The organism is Staphylococcus sp. HMSC055A09, assembly GCF_001809655.1.
In the GTDB taxonomy this organism is placed as follows: domain Bacteria; phylum Bacillota; class Bacilli; order Staphylococcales; family Staphylococcaceae; genus Staphylococcus; species Staphylococcus capitis.
This window is the reverse complement of sequence record NZ_KV798369.1, coordinates 835380-859618: the sequence shown is the minus strand read 5'-3', so window position 1 is coordinate 859618 and position 24239 is coordinate 835380. Positions and strand designations below refer to the sequence as shown.

The 24239-nt window shown below is 32.2% G+C and carries 6 protein-coding genes; 4 read left to right on the top strand and 2 right to left on the bottom strand.

Features of this window, described 5'->3' with window-relative positions:
* The coding region (locus HMPREF2642_RS09550) for a DUF1542 domain-containing protein (RefSeq protein WP_070597816.1) at window positions 1–20945 on the top strand (20945 nt) is incomplete at its 5' end.
* Window positions 20946–21008: 63 nt separating this feature from the next.
* On the opposite strand, the gene HMPREF2642_RS09545 is transcribed toward HMPREF2642_RS09550, so the two are convergent.
* Together HMPREF2642_RS09545 and HMPREF2642_RS09540 are read right to left on the bottom strand one after the other, a co-directional pair.
* Complete coding sequence (locus tag HMPREF2642_RS09545; RefSeq protein ID WP_047796282.1) at window positions 21009–21401, bottom strand: ribonuclease HI family protein; 393 nt, start codon at window positions 21399–21401, stop codon at window positions 21009–21011.
* Between the two features lie 236 nt (window positions 21402–21637).
* The gene (locus tag HMPREF2642_RS09540; RefSeq protein ID WP_064212357.1) at window positions 21638–22342 is read right to left on the bottom strand and encodes a queuosine precursor transporter; all 705 of its coding nucleotides are present in this window, start codon (window positions 22340–22342) and stop codon (window positions 21638–21640) included.
* Between the two features lie 273 nt (window positions 22343–22615).
* On the opposite strand from HMPREF2642_RS09540, the gene HMPREF2642_RS11445 reads away from it, so the two are divergent.
* From HMPREF2642_RS11445 to HMPREF2642_RS09530, 3 genes are read left to right on the top strand one after another with little or no spacing between them, the layout of a single operon-like run.
* Window positions 22616–22810 (top strand): zinc-finger domain-containing protein, encoded by a 195-nt coding sequence (locus HMPREF2642_RS11445; RefSeq protein WP_023350266.1) that lies wholly within the window; start codon window positions 22616–22618, stop codon window positions 22808–22810.
* A 12-nt stretch (window positions 22811–22822) separates the two neighbouring features.
* Entirely contained in the window at window positions 22823–23077 is a 255-nt protein-coding gene (locus HMPREF2642_RS09535; RefSeq protein ID WP_002433917.1) for a NifU N-terminal domain-containing protein, read from the top strand.
* Window positions 23078–23110: 33 nt separating this feature from the next.
* The gene (locus HMPREF2642_RS09530; RefSeq protein WP_070597815.1) at window positions 23111–24223 is read left to right on the top strand and encodes a conserved virulence factor C family protein; all 1113 of its coding nucleotides are present in this window, start codon (window positions 23111–23113) and stop codon (window positions 24221–24223) included.
* Window positions 24224–24239: the final 16 nt, after the last annotated feature.

Here is a 24239-nt window from a genome sequence, read left to right as displayed (position 1 = left end):
TTAATAATGGCGATGCTACTGCTCAACAAATTACTGCAGAAAAAACTAAAGTCGAGCAGGCTTTACAAGCTCTAAACGACGCTAAAAGTGGTTTGAGAGCTAATAAAGAAGAATTACAAAGCGCTTATAATCAATTAATTCAACCGGCAGATACTAATAATAAAAAACCTGCTTCAATAGAAGCTTATAATAATAAATTTAATCAGTTTAAAAATGAATATAATAATGTAAAAGCACAGGCAGATAATGTTCTCAAAGCTAGTAACCCAAGCGTAGCAGATGTAAGAAACGCATTAAGTAAAGTTAGAGAAATGCAAACTAAAGTTAATGAAGCAAAAGCTTTATTACAAAATAAAGAAAACAATACTGCATTAGTTCAAGCTAAACAGCAATTACAAAATGCCGTAAATCAAGTTCCTTCAACTACAGGAATGACTCAACAAACTGTAGACATTTATAACGCTAAACAAGCAGCAGCTCGTTCAGAACTCAATAATGCTCAACATGTAATAGATGATGGTAATGCTAGTGCTCAACAAATTGCTGCAGAAAAAACTAAAGTCGATCAAGCGTTACAAGCTTTAAATAATGCAAAAGATGGTTTAAGAGCCGATAAATCTCAATTGCAAACTGCTTACAACAAATTAACTGAACATATTAGCACAGAGGGTAAAACACCAGCTAGTATTCATAAATACAATGATGCTATTGCTAAAATTCGATCACAAATTGATTCTGCTAAAAATGAGGCAAAACAAGTATTAGATAGCAGTAACCCAACAGTTTCGCAAGTTAATGATGCTTTAAATAAAATTAAAGCTGTTCAACCTAAAATAACTAGTGCCAATAACTTGCTAGAAAATAAAGCAGATAATAGTGAATTAGTTTCTGCTAAAAATCAACTACAACGAACATTACAAACAACTGTATCAACTGATGGTATGACAGCACAAAGTACTCAAAACTTCAATAATAAACATCAAGCAGCTGAACAAGCGATTCAAAATGCCACTAATGTTATTAATAATGGGGATGCTACTGCTCAACAAATTACTGAAGCTAAAAATAGAGTTAACCAAGCCGAAAGAGAGTATACAGAAGCTAAAAATAATTTAAGAGCAGATAAAACTCAATTAGAAAATGCTTATAATCATTTAAATCAATCAGTTAACTTAACAGATAAAAAACCATCGTCAGTTGAAAGATATGAACGAGAATTAAATAGCTTTAAAAATGAACTAGACAGTGCTAAAGCTGAGGCAAATAGTGTAATTAATAATAATAATCCTTCAGTTGAACAAGTTAGAAATGCACTTAATAAGGTTAATGCAGTCCAAACAAAAGTAAATCAAGCTGAAGCTTTATTGCAACCTAAAGAAAATAATTCTGCACTTGTAAATGCAAAACAACTACTAGAAAACGCTATAAACCAAGTCCCTTCAACAGAAGGTATGACTGAGCAGTCAATAGCTAATTACAATGCCAAAAAACAAGCGGCACAAACTGAACTTCAAAAAGCTGATCAAGTAATTGCAAACGGCGATGCATCAGCCAGTGAAATTTCTAATGAAAAAACAAAAGTTGAAGAGGCTACTACAGCTTTAAATAAAGCCAAAAATGATTTGAGAGCTGATAAATCTCAATTACAAGCTGCTTATAATGAATTAACAAAACCTGTTAATACTTCTGATAAAACACCAGCTAGTATTAAAGAATATAATAAAGCGATAGCACAAATTAATTCACAAATAAACAATGCTAAAAGTGAAGCTAATTCAGTACTTCAGAATGATAACCCTACAGTTAATACTGTCAAGGAAGCTCTTAGAAAAATCCAAGCTATTCAACCTGAAGTTACTAAAGCAGTCAACTTATTACATCAAAAAGCAGACAATAGCGAACTAGTTAACGCTAAACAACGATTACAACAAGCTGTTGATTCAACTCCTTCAACTACTGGAATGACTCAACAATCTGTTCAAAATTACAATGCCAAAAAACAAGCGGCACAAGCTGAACTTCAAACAGCTGAGCAAGTAATTACTAACGGTGATGCTACTGCTCAACAAATTTCAGCTGAAAAGGATAAAGTTGAACAAGCTTTACAAGCATTGAATAGTGCTAAAAATGATTTGAGAGCTGATAAGTCAGAACTTCAAACCGCTTACAATACATTAACTGAACAAGTTAGTACTGAGGGTAAAACGCCTGCAAGCATTAAAAAGTATCAAGACGCTAAAGCTAAGATTCAAAATCAGATTAATGCAGCTCAAAATGAAGCTAAACAAATTTTAGATAACAGTAACCCAACCGTTTCGCAAGTTAATAACGCATTAAACAACATTAAAGCTGTTCAACCCAAGTTAGACAGTGCAATACATTTACTAGAAAACAAGGCTAACAATAACGAATTAGTTACTGCTAGAAATCAATTACAAGCAGCTTTAAATCAACCTGATCCAACACATGGTATGACTCCTCAAACAATTACAAATTACAATGCCAAAAAACAAGCGGCACAAGCTGAACTTCAAAAAGCTGATCAAGTAATTAATAATGGCGATGCTACTGCTCAACAAATTGCGGATGAAAAATCTAAAGTTAATCAAGCATTGCAAGCACTTAATGATGCTAAGCAACATTTAACTGCTGATACAAGTAAATTACAAAATGCATTGAATGGATTGAATAGAACAGGTGATACTAACAATAAAAAACCAAATAGTATTGAATCTTATAATAAAGCGATGCAAGCATTACAATCTCAAATTACTGCTGCTAAAAATAATGCAAATACAGTAATTCAAAAGGCTATTCGCACTGTAAATGAAGTGGATCAAGCTTTACAAGAAGTAAATCAAGTTAACCAACAATTAACTGAAGCGATTAATAAACTTCAACCTTTAGCAAATAATGAAGCACTGAAAGTAGCGAGAACTAAACTTGAAGATAAAATAAATGAAATTATTCATACGGAAGGTATGACGCAACAGTCTGTAAATGCTTATCAACATGCCAAACAAGAAGCTCAAGCTGAGTCAAATTTAGCTCAAGCTTTAATTAATAATGGTAATGCTACTGATCAAGAGATTTCAACAGAAATAGAAAAAGTAAACCAAAAACTTGATAATTTATCATCAGCGATAAATGGTTTAACTGTTAATAAAGAACCTCTAGAATCAGCAAAACAACAATTACAAAACAATATCGATTCTGCCCCTAGTACTGTGGGTATGACAAAGCAGTCTGTTCAAGTCTACAATCAAAAACTGCAAGCGGCTAAAGATGAAATCAATACTATTAATAACGTACTTGCTAACAACCCTAATGTTGAAGCTATTAATACTAATAAAGCGACCGCAGAGCGAATTAATAATGAATTAACTCAAGCTAAACAAGCGCTCAAAGTTGATATACAACCTTTAAAAACAGCTATGAAAAATATTCAAACAGCAATTGACGCAGGTACTAACACTGACGGTATGACATCCGACTCAGTTGAAGATTTTAATGATTCGTTGAGTGAAGCACTTAGTGAAAAAACAAAAATCAATAAATTAACAAGACACCCAGATACTCTAACAGTAGAACAAGTCAACCAAGCAGTGGCAGATGCTAATCAAGTCATTAAGAATCTAAATCACGCTCGCGATTCTTTAATACCTGACAAAGATCCACTCGAAATAGCTAAGCAAGCACTTGAAAATAGCATCACTCAGCAAACTGATACAGAGGGCATGACTACACTATCTTTACAAAACTATAATGAAAAATTAGAAGCCGCTAAACAAGAATTAAATAAAGATAAAGGTATATTAAGCGGAAGTCCTACAGTAGCAGAGATTAGAGCAGCCGCACGTGAGACAAGTAAAATTCAACAGGCTTTAGATAACGCAAGATCCCAATTAGTTTTAGATAGACAGCCATTTATTACACATATCAATGGTGAAGGAAATCTTAACTCACCACAAAAAGAGGACTTTATTCAACAAATTAATAGCGCTGGTAATTATCGTGACTTAAAAGCTATTCAAAATAACGCTGACATATTAAATCAAGCTATGAAAACTTTAGCTGACAGCATTTCTAATTATCAAAATGTTAAACAAACTGAAAATTATATCGATGCATCAAATGATAAACGTCTAGCTTATGATGACGCTGTTAATTCAGCTAATGAGATTTTAAATCAAACTCATAACCCAACAATGAGTAGTGATGTAGTAAATCAAAAAGCTCAAATGGTACAACAAACTAAAGACGCGTTAGACGGTCAACAAAGATTAGCTGAAGCTAAAGAACAAGCTATTAATCATCTAAGTGATTTACATGATTTGAATAATGCTCAACGCCAAGCTTTAACTGATCAAATTAATCATTCAGATAACATAACATCAGTTAATCAAATTAAAGGCAATGCAAATGCCGTTAATACAGCAATGACTGGATTAAAACAAAGTGTCGCAGACAACGATAGTGAAATTCAACAAGGCAACTATATAAATGCGGATAAAGATAAACAAGACGCTTATAATAGTGCAGTTAATCAAGCTAAACAAATCATTAATGAATCCAATAAAATTAATGCTCAACTAAACCCTAGTGAGATAAGTAAAATTACTGAAAAAGTTAACTCAACTAAAAATGATTTGAACGGTAATAATAAACTAGCTGAAGCTAAAACTAATGCTAAGAATGCAATTGATGGTTTAACATATTTGAATGATGCACAACGTGCTAAAGCTAAAGAGAATGTTGAGCATGCTACTACTAGATCAAATATTACTAGCCAATTACAAGACTACGCTAACTTGAATAATGCTATGAAATCGTTACGCGAGAGCGTAAATAATGTTAATCATATTAAAGCAAGTAGTAATTATATCAACGAAGATAATGAACCTAAAGAAGCATATAACCAAGCTGTAACAAATGCTCAGACATTAATAAATGCATCAAGCAATCCTGTTATGAGCGTAAACACTGTAAATGAAAAAGCTCAAGCTGTGACTACAGCTCAAAATAATTTACATGGTCAACAAAAATTACAAGAAGCACAACATAATGCAGACACTGAAATAGATAATTTAACTCACTTAACACCAGCACAAAAATCAGCTGAAAAAGCATTAATCAATAACAAAAACACTCGCACAGAAGTTCAAACACAACTTGATGATGCTAAAACTTTAGATAGTTCAATGGGCTCTTTAAAATCATTAGTTAATGATCAAAGTCAAGTTCAATCAACAAGTAACTATATTAATGAAGATCAACCTCAGAAAACTGCCTATAACAACGCTATTACTGAGGGACAAACTATCATTGATAAAACTTCTGATCCAATATTAAATAACAATACTGTTATACAAGCAATAAATAATATTAATACTAAGAAATCAGAACTTCATGGTGAACAAAAATTAGAAGCTGATAAAACTAGTGCAAATAATTCTTTAAATAAATTATCTAATTTAAACACACCTCAAAAAGAGGCTATTAAAGGCGTAATAGATAGCTCTAATACACGAACTAAGATATCATCAGAGTTGGAAAAAGCTAAAACTATTAACAATGCAATGCATACGCTAAGACAAAACATTACTGATAACGCTAATGTACCGACTCAAAGTAATTACATTAATGCTGAACCAGATAAACAACAAGCTTATACAGATGCTATTAATACAGCTAAAGGTATTATTGATGAAAAACAAGCGACTTTAGATCCAAATATTATTAATCAAAAAGCACAAGCTATTATAACTACCAAAAATGCCTTAGATGGTGAAGCTCAGCTTCGTAAAGCTAAAGAAGATGCGGATAATACGATAAATTCATTAAATCAACTTACAAATGCTCAGAGAACTAAAGAAAAAGAATTGATTAATGGAGTTCAAACAAGACCAGAAGTTGCATCACAATTAAGTAAAGCTAAAGAACTTAATAAAGTGATGGAACAACTTAATAATCTTATAAATGATAAGAATAATGTTTTAAGTAGTAGTAAGTATATAAATGAAGATACAGCTCAACAAAACGCTTATACTTCTACCATAGCGAATGCTGAAGCAATTAAAGATAAAACTCAGCACCCTGAATTAGATAAAAATTCAATTCAACAAGCTATTAATCAAATTAATTCAGCGATTAATAACTTAAATGGAGAAACTAAATTAGCTAAAGCTAAACAAGATGCTCAAGCAACAATTAACAATCTCAATGGTTTAACTAATGCCCAAAAATCCAATGAAAATAACACTATAAGTTCAGCTAAAACTAGAGACCAAGTTTCTAGCACTTTAAGTGAAGCTCAAGCATTAGATCAATCTATGAAAACTTTGCGTAATTTGGTCAACGCTAAGGATCAAGTTCACCATTCAAGTGACTATATTAATGAAGATACAGCTCAACAAAATGCTTATAATAATGCAATTGATAATGGCGAAGACATTATTAGCGGTCAACAAAATCCAATTATGAATAAAACAACAATTGACCAAGCTATTAATCAAATCAATAACGCTAAAAATGCTTTACATGGTGCTAATAAATTACAACAAGCTAAAAATGAAGCTAATCAAACTATCAATCAATTAGGTTATTTAAATGATCCTCAAAAAACTGGAGAAGAGGCTCTTGTAAATAGTTCAACTACTAGAACTGACGTTGCAAATCAACTTAACGAAGCTAAAGCTTTGAATAACTCAATGAAACAGTTGAGAGATAAAGTTGCCGAAAGTACTAGAGTAAAACAAAGTAGTGATTATATTAATGAGACTCCTGAACATAAAAGCGCATACGATCAAGCGCTTCAACAAGCACAATCAATCATTAATGAAAGTAGTAAGCCTACTTTAGATAAAACAGTAATTGAACAAAAAGTTCAAAACTTAACTAATGCTCAAAATGCATTACATGGAGCACGTCTTCTTGACAATGCTAAAAATAATGCTATTAGTGAAATTAATAAACTCTCAGGATTAAACGATGCACAACGTCAAAAAGCAATCCAAAATATTCAAGCACAAACCACAATTCCAGATGTTAACCAACAATTAACTACTGATAAAGAATTAAATAATGCTATGAAATTGTTAAGAGATGCTGTTAATCAACAAAATCAAGTTCATCAACAAAGTAACTATTTCAATGAAGATCAACAACCTAAAAATAATTACGATGCAGCAATTCGAGCTGGACAAAACATTATTAATAAAACACACGATCCAGTAATGAATAAAAGTGAAATTGAACAAGCAACTAACCAAATCAACACAACTAAAAATGCATTAGATGGTGAAAATAAATTACACACTGATCAACAAAATGCTAATAGGGAGATAGAGGGATTAACGAGCTTAAATCCTCAACAAATAAGTGCTGAAAAGAATCAAGTAAATCAAGCAACAACAAGAACTGACGTTGCACAAGATTTAGCATCTGCTAAAGCGTTAAATGATGCAATGAAAGCCTTAAGAGATGGTATTAACAATAAAGATGAAGTAAGACATAGTAGTGCTTATATCAATGCTGATCCTACAAAGATCTCCGCCTACGACCAAGCTCTACAAAATGCTGAAAACATCATTAACGCCGCACCTCAAGTTGAATTAAATAAAGATAAAATTCAACAAGCGTTAACACGTGTTCAACAAACTCAACAAGCACTCGATGGTGTAAGTCAATTAGCTTCAGCTAAACAATCTGCAACTCAGGATGTAAATGGTTTAACTAGTCTTAACGATGGTCAAAAACGCGAAATAAATAAACTCATTTCTAATGCAGAAACTCGACCTAAAGTTCAAGAACTATTAACTCAAGCTAATGGATTAAATACTGCGATGAAAGCTTTAAGAGATAGCATTCAAAATACAAACCAAGTCAAACAAGGTAGTAATTATATCAATGAAGATCCAACTCAACAACGTGATTATAATAATGCAGTTAATAATGCTGAAAGTACTATTAATAACAATACTCATCCAGTCTTAGATAAAGCAGAAATAGAACAATTAACTCACACTGTTAATAATACGGAAAATGCTTTACACGGTATTCAAAAACTCAAAAAAGAGCAACAATCAGCAGAAACTGAGATAAGTGGTTTAACGAGTCTTAATGACCCACAAAAAACTGCGGAAATTGCAAAAGTTAAAGCTGCAACAACTCGTACAGAGGTTAATCAATTACTTGAATCTTCAAAAACTTTAAATACTGCTATGCATGGTTTAAGAGAAAGCATAAAAGATAAAGCAGAGATTAAAAATAGTAGTAAGTATATAAACGAAGATCAACCTGAACAACAAGCATATGATAACGCTGTTACCAATGCACAACAGGTTATCGATGAAACTCAAGCAACATTAGATACAAACACTATTAATAATTTAACTAACGCCGTTACACGAGCTGAGTCGAATTTGCATGGTGATACTAAGTTACAACAAGATAAAGATCGTGCTAAACAAGCTATCTCTCAATTACCAAATCTCAATGATGCTCAGAAACACATGGAAGATTCAATAATAGATAGTCAAGATACACGTACGAATGTGAATCAAAATATAACTGCAGCTCAAGAATTAAATGGTTTAATGGGTGCTTTAAAAGAGAGTATTAAAGATAATGCCACAATTATTTCAAATGGTAACTACATTAATGCTGAACCAACAAAAAAACAAGCATATGATCAAGCTGTTCAGCATGCTAAAGACATCATTAATGGTACAAATCAACCAACTATTAATAAAGACGATGTTTCAAGAGCAACACAAACAGTAAATAATACCAAAGTTGCATTAGATGGTGATCATAGATTAGAAGAAGCTCAAAATACTGCGAATCAAACCATAACTAACTTAACTAATTTAAATAACGCTCAAAAAACTGCTGAGAAACAATTAGTTAATCAATCACCTACACTTGAGCAAGTTCAACAAAACTTGCAAACTGCTCAAGATTTAGATCGTGCTATGGGAGCTTTAAGACAAAGTATCGCTAACCAAGATCAAGTTAAATCCGAAAGCAAATATTTAAATGAAGATCCAACTGTAAAAGCAAATTATGATCAAGCTGTTCAACGTGCTGAAGATATTATTAATGCGACTCAAAATCCAGAACTCAATAAAGGCACTATAGAACAAGCTACTCAGGCTGTACAAAATGCTGAACAAGCCCTTCATGGAGTAGAAAAATTAAATCAAGATAAAACTACTGCTTCAAAAGAGCTAAATAATTTGACTAACTTAACAGATGCCCAACGTGAGAAACTTAAAGAATTAATTAACCATTCTGATAGTAGAGATGATATCAAACAAGAACTTGAACAAGCTAAGCAACTTAATAACGCAATGGAACAACTTAAAAATCAAGTTGCCCTTAAGGATAGCGTTCATTCAAGTAGTAACTATTTCAATGAAGATTCTGCTCAAAAACAAGCATATGACGACGCGATTAAACATGCTGAAGACATTATCAAAAATACTAATAATCCAAATATCAATCCACAAGATATCATTAAAGCATTAAATAATATTAAAACAGCAACAGATAATTTACATGGTGAGCAACGTCTACAAAATGAAAAAGACACTTCTAATAATTCAATTGATCATATGACGCATCTTAATCAACCACAAAAAGATGCTTTAAAACAAGCTATCGATGGCGCTACAACTAGAGAGCAAGTAGCAGAAAAACTTAAAGAAGCGAAAGCACTGGATAATGCCATGAAACAACTTGAAGATCAAGTTAATCAAGATCCAGCAATTACATCTAGTAGTAAGTTTGAGAATGAAGATACAGAACAACAAAAAGCATATAACAACGCTATAAACGCTGCTAAAGATATTATCAATCAAACTTCTAATCCAACATTAGATAAAAATAAAATTGATGATGCGCTTCACAACATCCAGAATGCTGTTAATCATTTACATGGCGAGCAAAAATTAGAACAAGCTAAACAAGAAGCAAATGATCAATTAAATCATTTAAATGATTTAACTAATGAACAAAAAGCTCACTTTAAACCATTAATTGATAACGCTGATACTAGAGCCGAAGTTAAAAAACAACTAGATATTGCTAAACAATTAAATAGTGATATGTCAGACATTAAAGATCAAATTGCAAAACAAAGCATAGTACATCAATCAGGTAATTATGTTAATGCTGACGATGCTACTAAACAGGCTTATGATAATGCTATTAAAGAAGCTAAAGAATTAATAGATAATCATCCTGATACATTAGATCATCTTAAACTTCAAAAATTGATTAATAAAATTGATGATGCTCAAAACGCATTAAATGGTCAATCAAGATTTGACGCTGCTCAAAAAGAGGCACTCAAAGAACTTGGTACATTAAATAGCCTTAATCAACCGCAACGTAAAAAACTTGAAGATAATTTAAACAATGCAACGACATTAGATGGATTATCTCAAGAATTACAAAAAGCTAAAGAGCTTAATAACGCTATGAAGGCTATGAAGGCTATGAGAGTTAGTATTAAGGATCAAGATCAAGTACGACAAAGTAGTGATTATACAAATGCAGATTCTACTCAACAACACGCTTATGATAATGCTGTTAATAATATCAACAATATTATTACTGAAACTAATGCGACTATGGATCCTCAAAGTGTTAATCAAGCTACTCAAGCATTAGAGAACGCAAAACATGCTTTAAATGGAGCTCAAAAACTTCAAGACGATAAAAATAATGCTAAACAAGAAATTGGAAACTTAACAGGTTTAACTGATTCTCAAAAACACGCCTTAGATGAAGCTATAGATCAGTTAACACATAGAACTGAGATAAGTAAAAAATTAAAAGAAGCTAAATTCCTTAATAATGAAATGGAAGAATTAAAAGCAGCTGTCGCAAAAGCTTCTAATATTAGACAAACTAGTGACTATATCAACGAGGATACACCTCAAAAAGAAGCTTATGATAATGCTATTAAAAAAGGACAAGCAATTATTGATGCACATAACGATCCAACAATGAATGGAAGTGACATTAGTAATGTTATTCAACAAATTAATAGCGCTGAACATGGATTACATGGAGAACAAAAATTACAACAAGCCAAAAACAACGCAATAAATGATGTTTATGGTTTGAATAACTTAAATCGTGCTCAAACTGCCAAAGAAGTTCAGGATATTCAAGCATCTGAAACTAGAACAGCTGTGGAACATCAATTAGAACAAACTAAAGTTTTAAATCAAGCAATGAAAGAATTGAAACAAAGTATTGCCGACAAAAACGATACGCTTAACTCTAGTAACTACATTAACGAAGATCCAGATAAGAAAATAGCTTATGATAATGCTTTGAGTAATGCTGAACATTTGTTAAATCAACAAAATGATCCAACGATGGATCCAAGAGAAATTAATGCTGCTGCTCAAAAAGTAAAAGAAACTAAAGATGCATTACATGGTGCAGATAAATTAACTCAAAGCCAAAATGAATCTAATGAAACTATAAATCATTTACCGAACTTAAATGATAAACAAAAACAAGCTCTAAATAATTTAATTAATCAAGCTACAACTAAACAAAAAGTAGCAGAAATTGTTAACCAAGCAAATGAACTTAATAGCGAAATGGGCAAACTCAAATCATTAGTTGAACAACAACCTAGCGTTCATAAGCAAAGCAATTATTTGAATGAAGACCCTGAAATTCAAAGAATATATGATAAAGCTATTCAAAGCGGACAAGACATCATCAGTGGAAATACTACTGATGTATTAAGTAAAAATGATATTAGTAATGCTATTCAAAATATAGAACTAGCAAAAGGCGATCTTCATGGAGAACAAAAATTACAAAAAGCTCAACAAGATGCTAATAACGAAATAGATCAATTAAGAAACTTGAATGACCCTCAAAGACAAGCAGAGCACAAAGAAATTAATAGTGCACCTTCAAGAACAGAAGTTCAAAGTGATTTAAATAACGCTAAAGCATTAAATGAAGCGATGCATCAGTTAGAGAACGAAGTTCATCTAGAGAATAGCATTAAACAATCAAGTAACTATATTAATGAAGACCCAGCCTCTCAAAATGCTTATAATGATGCTTTACAAAAAGCGAAGAATATCATTAATGCAGTACCTGATAAAACTTTAGATAAAACTACAATTGAGCAAGCATTAAATCAATTACAAAGTGCAAGTGAAGCTTTACATGGTGAACAAAAACTACAAGAATCGAAAGATCAAGCTAATAGTCAAATTGATCGATTAGAATCACTTAATCCTGGACAAGTATTAGCAGAAAAAACATTAGTTAATCAATCTCAAACTATACCTGGTGTTCAAGAGGCACTTCAAAAAGCAAAAGAACTTAATGAAGCCATGAAATCTCTTAGAGCTGAAGTAGATAAAGAAAATCAAGTCAAAACAGAAAGTAAATACATTAATGCTGATCACACTAATCAAGTTAACTATGATTCTGCCATCAACCAAGGTACTCAAATTATTACAACGTCACAACCACCAGAGCTTAACAAAGATGTAATTAATAAAACGACTCAGACTATCATTAATGCTCAAAACAACTTAAATGGGGAAGCTAAGTTAACTGAAGCTAAAACAACTGGTAATCAAGCTATTGATAAATTAGATGGACTAACAGAGGCTCAAAAGAATAAAGAACGTGAATTGATTAATCAAGCGTCAACTAAAGCACAAGTGAATAACATCATTAATGACGCTAATCAATTAAATGACTCAATGAAACAATTGCAACAAGCTATCAACAACGCTAGTAACGTTAAACAAAGTAGTGATTATATTAATGAAGATCCTACTCAAAAAAATGCCTACGATAAAGCAATTCAAGCTGCTAAAGATTTAATCAATGCTCAACCTCCTACTATGGACAAAGGAGAAATAGATAAAGCTTTAGCAAATGTTAATCAAGCACTTAATAATTTACATGGTAGCGATAAATTGCTTGAAGCCCAAAAAGAGGCCTCATCACAATTAAACAACTTTAACAATTTGACTAACGGTCAACATGGCAAGCTAGTTGATGACATTTTCAATGCACCGACTAGAACTCAAGTTGCTCAAGTATTGGAAAATGCAAAACAACTTAACAACACAATGAAAGCACTGAGAGATTCAATTGCTGATAATGAACAAGTTCTTCATAGTAGCAAATATATTAATGAAGACCCTGAACAACAAGCAGCTTATAATCAAGCGGTAACAAAAGCTAAGAACATTATCAACGACAATCCTGACCCTACATTATCCAATAGTGATGTTCAAAATATTGTAAATGAAGTTACTCAAGCTAAAGACAATTTACATGGAGATCAAAAACTTGCGACTGATAAGACAAATGCAAAAGATACTTTAGATCATTTAACGCATTTAAACCATGCGCAAAGACAAGAACTTGATGAAGAAATTCGTGATGCAACTACGAGACCTGGTGTTCAAAGTGTAGCTAAATTAGCCAACCAACTTAACGATGCGATGAAAAAATTAGAAGACGCATTAGCTGGCAATGAAACTGTAAAACAAACTAGTAATTACATTAATGAAGATACAGCTCAAAAAGGAAACTATGATAACTATGTAAACCAAGCTAAACAAATTGTAGATCAACAAGACAACCCTAATATGTCTCCAGAAAATATTAATGAAGTTACTCAAAAACTAGACGCTGCTAAAAATGATCTTCATGGAGAACAAAAATTAGAACAAGATAAACAACAAGCAACTGAACATATTAATCAAATGAAGAGCTTGAACCAAGCTCAAAAAGACGAGCTAAATCATGAAATTCAACAAGCCCAAACACGACCAGACATCGTTGCTACAGTTAATAAAGCTAAACCATTAGATACAGCAATGAAAAAATTAAGAGACAGTATTGCTGATGCTAATGATATTAAACAAACAAGCAATTACATCAATGAAGTACCAAGTATTCAAAATGCTTATGACAATGCTGTAGATCATGCTCAACAAATTATTAATCAAACTTCTAATCCAACTATGGATCCTTTAGTAATAGAGCGTGATACTTCAAATGTTCAAACAACTAAGAATAACCTTCACGGCGAACGTGTACTTAATGATGATAAACGCACACAAACATATGCAGTAAATCATTTAGATAATCTTAACCAAGCTCAAAAAGAAGCTTTAACACATGAAATACAACAAGCAACTAGAGTTTCTGATGTTAATAATGTCTACAACAAAGCTAGAGCTTTAGATTCCGAAATGCAAAAACTTAAAGACATTGTGGGACAACAAGATAGCGTAAGAAAAACTAGCAATTATGTTAATGAAGATAGTACAGCGCAACAAGCGTATAACGATGCTATTGCACAGGGCCAAGCAATCATTGATCAAACGACACAACCTACTATGTCAAATGACGAAATCGAAAATACGATTAATAAAATAAAACAAAAAGTTACTGCTTTTGAGGGAGAACATAAATTACAAGTAGCTAAAGAAAATGCCAATAACGTTATCGATAGCTTAAGTAATTTAAACACTCCTCAGAAAATTGCTGAAAAAGCACTTATTAATAAAGCTACAACCAGAGATAACGTTACTCAGCAAATGCATATTGCACAAGAACTTAATGATGCAATGGGTAAACTAAGAAACAGTATTCAAGATCAAGCGACTGTAAGACAAGAAAGTAGATACATCAATGAAAACGAAGATAAACAACAAGCTTATAATCATGCAGTAACTGATGCAGAAAGTGTTATCAATGAGCACAATCCAACATTAAATAAAGACACAATTGAACAGTTGACTCAACAAGTTAATCAGGCTAAAGATGCCTTAAATGGTGTAAAATTACTAAACGGAGATAAACAAACTGCTCATCAAACTATTTCTACATTGAATCATTTAAACACAGCTCAACAACAAGCATTTAATGAACAAATTGACAATGCACCAACTAGAGCTGAGGTTCAACAAATCATAGGACAAGCAGATGTTTTAAATAACATGATGAAAGCTTTGGAAAATAGTATCAAAGATAAAGATCAAGTTAAAAATTCTAGTGATTATATTAATGAAGACCCTGCCGAACAACAGGCGTATGATAATGCTGTCACAAACGTAGAGAATATATTGCATCAAACGACTCAACCAACAATGTCTGTTAGCGACATCCAAAGTGCCATTGATAATGTTCGAAATGCGAAAAATAACCTTCATGGCTTAAATAAACTTAACATTGCCAAAGACGAAGCTGCTAAACAATTACGTAAATTATCAAGTTTAACTTCACCTCAAAGTGGCGACATTGCTAAACAAATCTATGGCGCAGATACAAGAGCTGAAGTGACTCAAGCTCTAGATAAAGCGCAAGCATTAAATAAAGCTATGAATGCACTTAACAATGTCTTCGATCAAAGTACAAATGTCTTGAATAGTAGCCAATTTATTAATGAAGATCAACCTGAACAAGATGCTTATAAACAAGCACTTCAAAACATAGAAAAAGTTATTTATAGACAGGATAACCCTGAAATGGATCCAACTGTAATAAATAACTTAACGCATGGACTTGAAGCTGCTCAAAGCAACCTACACGGTGATCAAAAACTTGCCCAAGCAAAACAAGATGCTGCAAACACAATTAATGGTTTAACTCATCTTAATACAGCACAACGCGAACAAATCATCAACAAAAATACTAATTCTAAAACTCGTAGTGAAGTAGCAGAAAACTTAAATAACGCGCAAGCACTTGATCAAGCAATGAAATCTTTAGAAAATGTCGTAGCTGAAAGTAATAATGTGAAAAATAGTAGTAAGTACTTAAACGAGGATTCTAAATTCCAAGACCAGTATGATCAAAAAGTAACAGAAGCTAAAGATTTGATTAATCAAACTACTAATCCAACATTAGAACCTAATAAAGTTGATATTATAAAAAATAGAGTATTGGCTGCTGAGAACAATCTACTTGGCGGTGAAAAATTAGCCTACGATAAAGCTAAAGCACAATATGACATTGATGATATGAAAAACCTTAATGACGCACAAAAACAATCAATTGTTAAAGCGATTAAAAATGCGCCTTTAAGAACAGAAGTAAAACAATTGCTCCAACAAGCTAAAGATCTTGATAACGACATGAAAGCTCTTAAGGATAAAACCCAACAAGTGATTATAGATAAAGCGTCACCTAACTATACTGAGTCTTCAGATGATAGAAAAGAAACACTTAATCAATCACTTAATAATGCAGAAGCTATAATTAATAAAACTAATGGTACAGATGCTAATAAAGAACAAGTAGAGCAAGTTCTAAATCAACTTAATCAAGCTTCTGAAAACCTTAATGGTGATCAACGTGTGCAAGAAGCTAAAACTGACGCAAATAATACTATCGATCAACTTAAATATTTAAATGCGAGTCAACAACAAACAGCCAAAGATAACGTTCAACATGCTACTAAACTTGATGAAATAGCAACTGCTAAAGCAAATGCCCAAGCTCTAAATAAAGCAATGGGACAATTAAAACAATTTATCGATGATGCTGATTCTGTTGAGCATGGAGATAATTATCGTCAAGCAGATGATGATAGAATCACAGCATATGATGATGCTTTAGAACACGCTCAAAACGTAATTAAAACAAATGCAACACAACAAGAAATAGAAGAAGCAATTCATCAAATTAGCCACGCTAAAAATGACTTAAATGGTATCGCTAGATTAGTGGAGGCTAGACCTAAAGCTTTAGCTTACATTAATTCATTAGATAAAATTAATGATGCTCAAAGAACCGCTTTAGTAGATAAGATCAATCAATCTCATGATTTGATTGAAATTAATCACATCGTTGATGATGGAACAAACTTAAATGACATCATGCACGAGTTAGCTCAATCAATTATCGATAACTATGCACCAACTAAGGCGAGCATCAACTATATTAATGCAGATACACAATTAAGAGATAACTTTAAACAAGCGATTAACAATGCTAGAAATGTTCTTAATAAAACTAAAGGTCAAAACCTAGATTTCGAAGCTGTTGACGCACTTAAAGATGCAATTTCAGAAACTAAAGACTCTTTAAATGGTATTGAACGTTTGAAAGCTGCAAAACTGAAAGCAGATAAATTTATAGAAGGTTTAAATCACATTAATAAAGCTCAATTAACTCATGCACTCAAAGATGTAGCAAGTACAGATTCATTAACTAAATTATCTCGTCTAATTAACAAATCTATGAACTTAGACGACGCTATGAATGCATTAAAAGATAGCTTAATCAATAATGCTGCACCTGTTCAAGCGAGCTCAAATTATATTAATGCTGATAACGATCTTAAAAATCAATTTGATGAAGCATTAAATAACGCTAGAAAAGCCCTAGCCAAATCAACAGGTAAAGACTTAGATGAAAATCAAGTAGACGGTTTAAAACAAGCAATTATAGATACGAAAGATGCTCTCAACGGGGAAGAACGTCTTGCTAAATCTAAAGCTAAAGCACAAGAATACGTTCAAACATTATCAAATTTAAATAATGCTCAACGTAAAGTTGCTGAAAATAGTATCACTAATTCAGAAGATCTTAATTCACTAGCTGAATCAATCTCGAAAGTTACTGAATTAAATAAAGCTATGGAAGATTTACACAATGCTTTAATAAGTAATGCAACACCTGTTCATGCGAGTGTTAACTACATCAATGCAGACGAGGATTTACAAAATCAATTTGATCAAGCGCTTCAACAAGCAAGAAATACATTGTCTAAAGCTACAGGTAAACCTGCTTCAATTGAAGAAGTTCAAGGCTTAATTCAGTCTATTAAAGATACTAAAGAAGCATTAAATGGTGATCAACGTCTTGCTAAAGCTAAATTTAAAGCTGAGATATTTATTAATCAATTAAAAGATTTAAATAATGCTCAACGTGTAGACTCAATTAAACAAGCAAATGATACTGATAATCTAAAAGATTTATCGCAAATCGTTTCTACTGCATCAGATTTAAATAATTCTATGTCAGAATTAAAAGCCAAATTAAAAGAAACAGTTAATCCTGTTAAATCAAGCATCAATTACATTAATGCCGACTATGATTTAAAACGTCAATTTAATAAAGCAATTAAAGACGCTAGAGAAGCATTAAGTAAAACTAAAGGCGCCAACCTCAACGAAAGAGATATTCAAGGATTATCTCAAGCAATTGATAGCACTAAAGATGCATTAAATGGTGAACAACGTCTTGCCGAAGCTAAAGAGAAATCTAAACAATTTATAAAACAACTTGATACTCTTAATAATGCTCAAAACAATTATTTAACAAATGAGATTAATAAATCTGATAATATTAAAGATATAACAAACATAGTAGATAATGCTTCAAGTCTAAATGATGCAATGAAAGACCTTAGAGATACCGTTGCACAATTAAACCAATCTACTAAAGATAGTATTAATTATCAAAATGCAGACGAAGATTTAAAATTACAATTTGATAATGCGATAAATATAGCTAATAATGTTTTAAACAAAAAAGATGGCGACAACTTAGATATCACTGTTATTGAAGGTATGACTCAAGCGATTAAAGATGCTAAAGACGCACTTAATGGTGAACAACGCCTTAAAAATGCTCAACAAGCTGCACATAAAGCTATTGACGATGCACTTAAACATCAACTTGATGAAATCAATCATGCTAATGCTACAGATGAATCAAAAGCACAAGCTATTAAATCTGTAGAGAATGCAGCTAAACATGCTAATGCTGATATTGATCATGCAAGTTCTAATACAGGCGTTTATAACGCTGAAAATGAAGGAACAACAGCTATTAAACATACGCATGCTGATGAATTACCAAAAGCTAAAATTGATGCTAATAATGATATCGATCAAAAATTAAAAGGTTTATTGAATAATATTGATCAAAACCCTAATTTATCTAATCAAGAAAAAGAGAAACTCAAAGATGATTTAAATCATGCAATCGAGAACATTAAAAACGAGATTGATCGTGCTACTAATAAACAAGCTGTTGCAGATGAAAAAGCTAAAGCAGATCAATTAATGAAAGGTACTCAAGATATCATATCTGCAAAAGAACAAGCTAAACAATCAATTAAAGATTTAGCACAACGTAAGCGAGATGCAATCAATAACAATCCTGATTTGACTGACCAGCAAAAAGCACACGCACTTGCTGAAATCAATAAAGCGGAAAAAGAGGCTATTAAACAAATAGAGAACTCTAATTCTGTAGATCAAATTAACAAAGTTAAAGATGATAGTCTTAACCACATTGCGAAAATTGTAATATGGGATACTGATCAACAGCCATCAATACTTCATCGTCCTGATTTAAGCATACAAGATGCGTTAGTTACAGGAAAAGTCATCGTGCATAGAGGTGCTACGATTACACTTAGTGAAATTGAAAGTGCCATGACTTTAGCTGATGGTCTTAAAGTTAGAATCATTTCATTACCTAACACAGATAAAGTTGCAGATAACCTAACTGCGAAAGTTGAAGTGACTCTTGCGAACGATACATCAGTTATTGTCGATGTCCCTGTAGATGTTATTGAAAAAGAACTTCAAGTTGCAAAAGATGAAGCATCACAACAAATTGATCAAGCTACTAAACAAAAGTTAGATGAAATTGATAATGATAAAATTTTAACCGAACAGCAAAAAGAACAAGCTAAAGCTGAAGTTCAAAAACTTAAAGATCAAGCTATTGATAAAATTAACAATTCAACTAATGTAAAAGATGTTGAAAATAATCAAAATAAAGATTTAAATGATATTAATCATTTTGATCCTAGACAATTTACATTGGACAAAGCTAAAGAAGCTAATAAAGCTGAAGTTAATAAACTTACACAAGAAGGTGTACAAGAAATTAAACATATTTCTGATTTATCACCTGAAGAACAAGCTCAATTCAATCATCAACTAAAAGATCTTGAATCTAAAGTTTATAACATGATTAAAAATGCAAAAAATCTAGACGAACTCAAACGCATTCTCAAAGATTTCAAAGCGCAACGCGATCACATCATTGCACAAGCTCATTTACTCGGTGAAAAACATAAAGCTGAACGTAGACTCAATAACGTTGTTAATAATAGAACTCAACAAATTATTAATGATATGTCAGCAAGTCAATACCAAAGACAATTGGCAATCAATCGTATTAGACAAATAGAATTAGATACTATGAATGCAATTCATCGTGCTAAATCAATCAAAGAAGTCCAAGACGCGTTACTGAATGGTATTCGTAAAATCATGGAAGTAGGTTTAGAAGGTTCATTTGATTCAATTTCCAATCAACAACGCGCTGCTAACAACGCTTATAAACAAGACGTCCGTCTAAGAGAAAATGATGTAAAAAGTCATATAGGTCAAACAGAATCTTACAAAGAAGTATTAAGTCACTCAGGTATTAAATCAGGTAAGAATAAACACAAAGAAGATGATCCTAAACATGTTAAACATCATGATAATAATTTCATCAATCGAGTTATCGATGACTTTGGCAAAGCAGTAGGCTTCATCACACTAACTGGTTTACTTTCAGGATTCTGGCTAGCGCTTGCTAAAAGACGTAAAAAAGAAGAGGAAAAAGAAAAACTGAATGATAAGAAGGATCTTCATATTTCCGATTCTAAAAAAGTAGAACCATTGATTATAGCTAAACGAAAAAAAGATAAAGAAGAAGAAACTGTTATTGAAGAAGACAATAAAAAAGCAATTCCTGTAGTGAAAAATAAAAGAGAAAAAGAGGAGAACAAACAGATGAGAAGAGAGACATGTTCTTCGAAAAAAGCAAAAACAAATAAAACTCAACGTCCTTCTTCAAACACTAAGTCAAAAAAGGGTACTACTAAAAACAAAAAGCGCTCAAAAAAGTAAAAAATAAATAACCGCTTCTAAAGTAAGAACAGGTTATAGGAAATCCTATAGCCTGTTCTTTTTTTATTTAATCAATTTATATAAAGCTTGTTGCGCATGCTGGTTTGCTTCTTTATTTTTATCTCTAGGAACCCATTTAACAAACATTAAATCAAAACTTTGTTCGAGAATTTCCATATTATCATAATAAGGTTTAAATTTAGCATTTTTTACACGACCACTATTAACACTATCTTCAATTAATTTTGAATCAGTATGAAGTAGGGCGTTTCTAACATTGAGCTCTCTTGCATGTTCTAACGCATAAATCATTGCTGCCCATTCCGCACTATGATTATCTAACTCTCCTAAATCATGAGTAAACACGTGACGTTCAGATTCTTCTTTAATTACAACTGCACATGCACTTCTACCCGGATTACCTTTAGTTGCCGCATCAAAGTATATTTTTGCCATCTCATATACACCTTCGTTTGTAAGTTTGACTATATTGTAGCAAATTTATAAATAGACAGGTCAAATCATTTCTTTCCTGACTTTTTCTTGAAAATGATTACCTTTAAAGACTTGTTTTATACCTGTATATTGAGACAAGATCCTGAAAAAACGCGCTCATAAAAAACTGTCAACAAAGTCCTTAGACTTTATCGACAGTCTCAATTAACTTAGTCCTTTAATAGGTCGACTAAGAATTAATAGCCTTCATCAAGTTTTTGAATCTTACCTTTGCGATAGAAAGATTTAGCAATGTAACCGAAAGGCACATTGAATATAGTTGAAATAAGTTTTAGTAGGTAAGTTGTTATAAATATTTCGAACACAGCCATATTAGGTAAAGTACCGGCAAATGCAATGATAACAAATAATGCTGTATCTATAATTGAACTTAAAATCGTACTACCATAAGCACGTATAATGAACGTTTTATCTGAACTAAAAATCTTTTTAATCATAGAAAAGATAAACACATCTACATGTTGCCCGATAATATATGCAACGATTGAACCTAAAGCAATTCTAGGCACTAAATCAAAGATTGTTTTAAGCGCACCTTGAGCAGTATCTTCAGGTGCAGGTATAAAGTGTAAAGACATTTGCATTACCATAATCATTACTAATGTTGAAGAAAAACCTAACCAAACGGCACGTTTTGCTACTTTTCTGCCGTAAATATCATTCAATATGTCAGTAGCAAGATAGATAGAGGCGAACATAACATTCCCTAATGTCGCCGAAATGCCAAATATATGAACTGTCTTTATGACTTGAATATTAGCTATAATTGTTCCCATTGCTACCCATGCAATTAAACCATGCTTCCCAAAAAAGCGATACATGAGAACCATTAAAATAAATGTAACTATAAACGAAGCTACACCAAAAATCTCATTAAACATCTTACATCCTCCTAAATTTTGTTAAAGCGGGTGTTTAGAAACCGCGAAAAAACAACCTAATTAGTTTACTTTAAAAAACAAAAATATGCAATAGCGTTACTAAAATTTACATAATACATACAACTCAATCAGCATTCTTTCTCAGTACCATTTGCAACAAACTTCCAATAATTAAATATAAATTGATTATTTCAAAATACATCCCTAACAATGCTATAATACAAACATGTGAAATAAGAGATGTAACATTAATAAAGTATATAGCTAAAGGAAGTGGAGGCTATACTCACTTATTCAGAACAAAAAGCGATTAATAAAATCGACGAGCTCATGAACACTTATTGTTACCAATGCCCACTAAAAGCGCACAACAGAAAAACGCAAGGTAAAACACAAGCGCATCATTTTTGCATTAATGAGTGTTCAGTAGGTAAACAAATCAAACAAATAGGGAACGAGCTACAATAGGAGGACACCAATATGGAAATCGTAGCAATTTCAGAAACACCAAATCACAACACTATGAAAATTTCTTTAAGTGAACCACGTCAAGATAATTCTTCAACAACTTATACTTCTGCTAAAGAAGGGCAACCAGAATTCATTAATCGGTTATTCGATATCGATGGCGTCAAATCTATTTTTTATGTGATGGACTTCATCTCAGTTGACAAAGAAGATGACGCAAACTGGGATGATTTATTACCACAAATTCAAGCAGCTTTTAATCATTAATATAAACGTTTTATTTAAAAGGGGGGCTAAAAAATGGAGATTGTTCGTGTAGAACCTACTCCTAGTCCTAATACAATGAAAATTGTATTATCTGAAAAAAGAGAAGATAATCAATCCAATACTTATACTGAAGTAAGAGAAAATCAACCACAATTTATTAACGATCTTCTCAAACTTGAAGGCGTAAAATCCATCTTTTATGTGATGGATTTCCTAGCAATAGACAAACAACCAAAGGCGAATTGGGAAGACGTCTTACCTCAAATCACTTCAACACTTAATAATGAATCAAGCTATAATCAAGAACCTCAACCAGACGAACATTATGGTGAAGTTCGTGCGGAAGTTCTAATGTTTAAAGGGATACCTTATCAACTTAAGATTACAACAAATAAAGATGAACAACGTAAACAATTACCAGAAATTTATATCGATAAAATGCTAGAAGCCCAAAAAGAAAATGATAATGTAGTATTCTTGAGAAAATGGGAAAATTTCGGCATTCGATATGGTAATATGGAAGAAGTAATGGAGAGCGTTTATGAAGAAGTTATCGCACTTTATCCCGAAGAACGCCTTGATTCGCTAGTTAAAGAAGCACTTGAAACTGATATTATAGTTCCAGAACAACATTATCAACATGTCACATTGGATGAGTATGATTCAGCACAAGATTGGAAAGCACGTCTCAGAATGCTTAAGGCATTTCCAACACCTACATTTGATGATATCCCGTTGTTAGAAACAGCACTTAATGAAGAGAAAATCCCTTTAAGACGTGAAGCTGTTGTGCTACTAGGGATGATTGAAGATCCTAAAATTTTACCTTATATTTATCAAGGTCTTCACGACAAAAGTCCAGCTGTAAGAAGAACTGCTGGCGATTGCCTTAGTGACTTAGGTTTCAAAGAAGCTTTACCAGAAATGGAAAAAGCACTTAATGACCCTCAAAAAATCGTAAGATGGCGTGCAGCGATGTTTATTTTTGATGAGGGTAATGAGGAACAATTGGCATCACTAAAAGCACATGCAGATGATTCAGCGTATGAAGTCAAACTTCAAATAGAAATGGCTATCTCCAGAATAGAAAATGGAGATGAGGCTTTAGGTTCAGTTTGGAAACAAATTGCTAATCGGAAAAGATAACTTATTTAATGTTTAA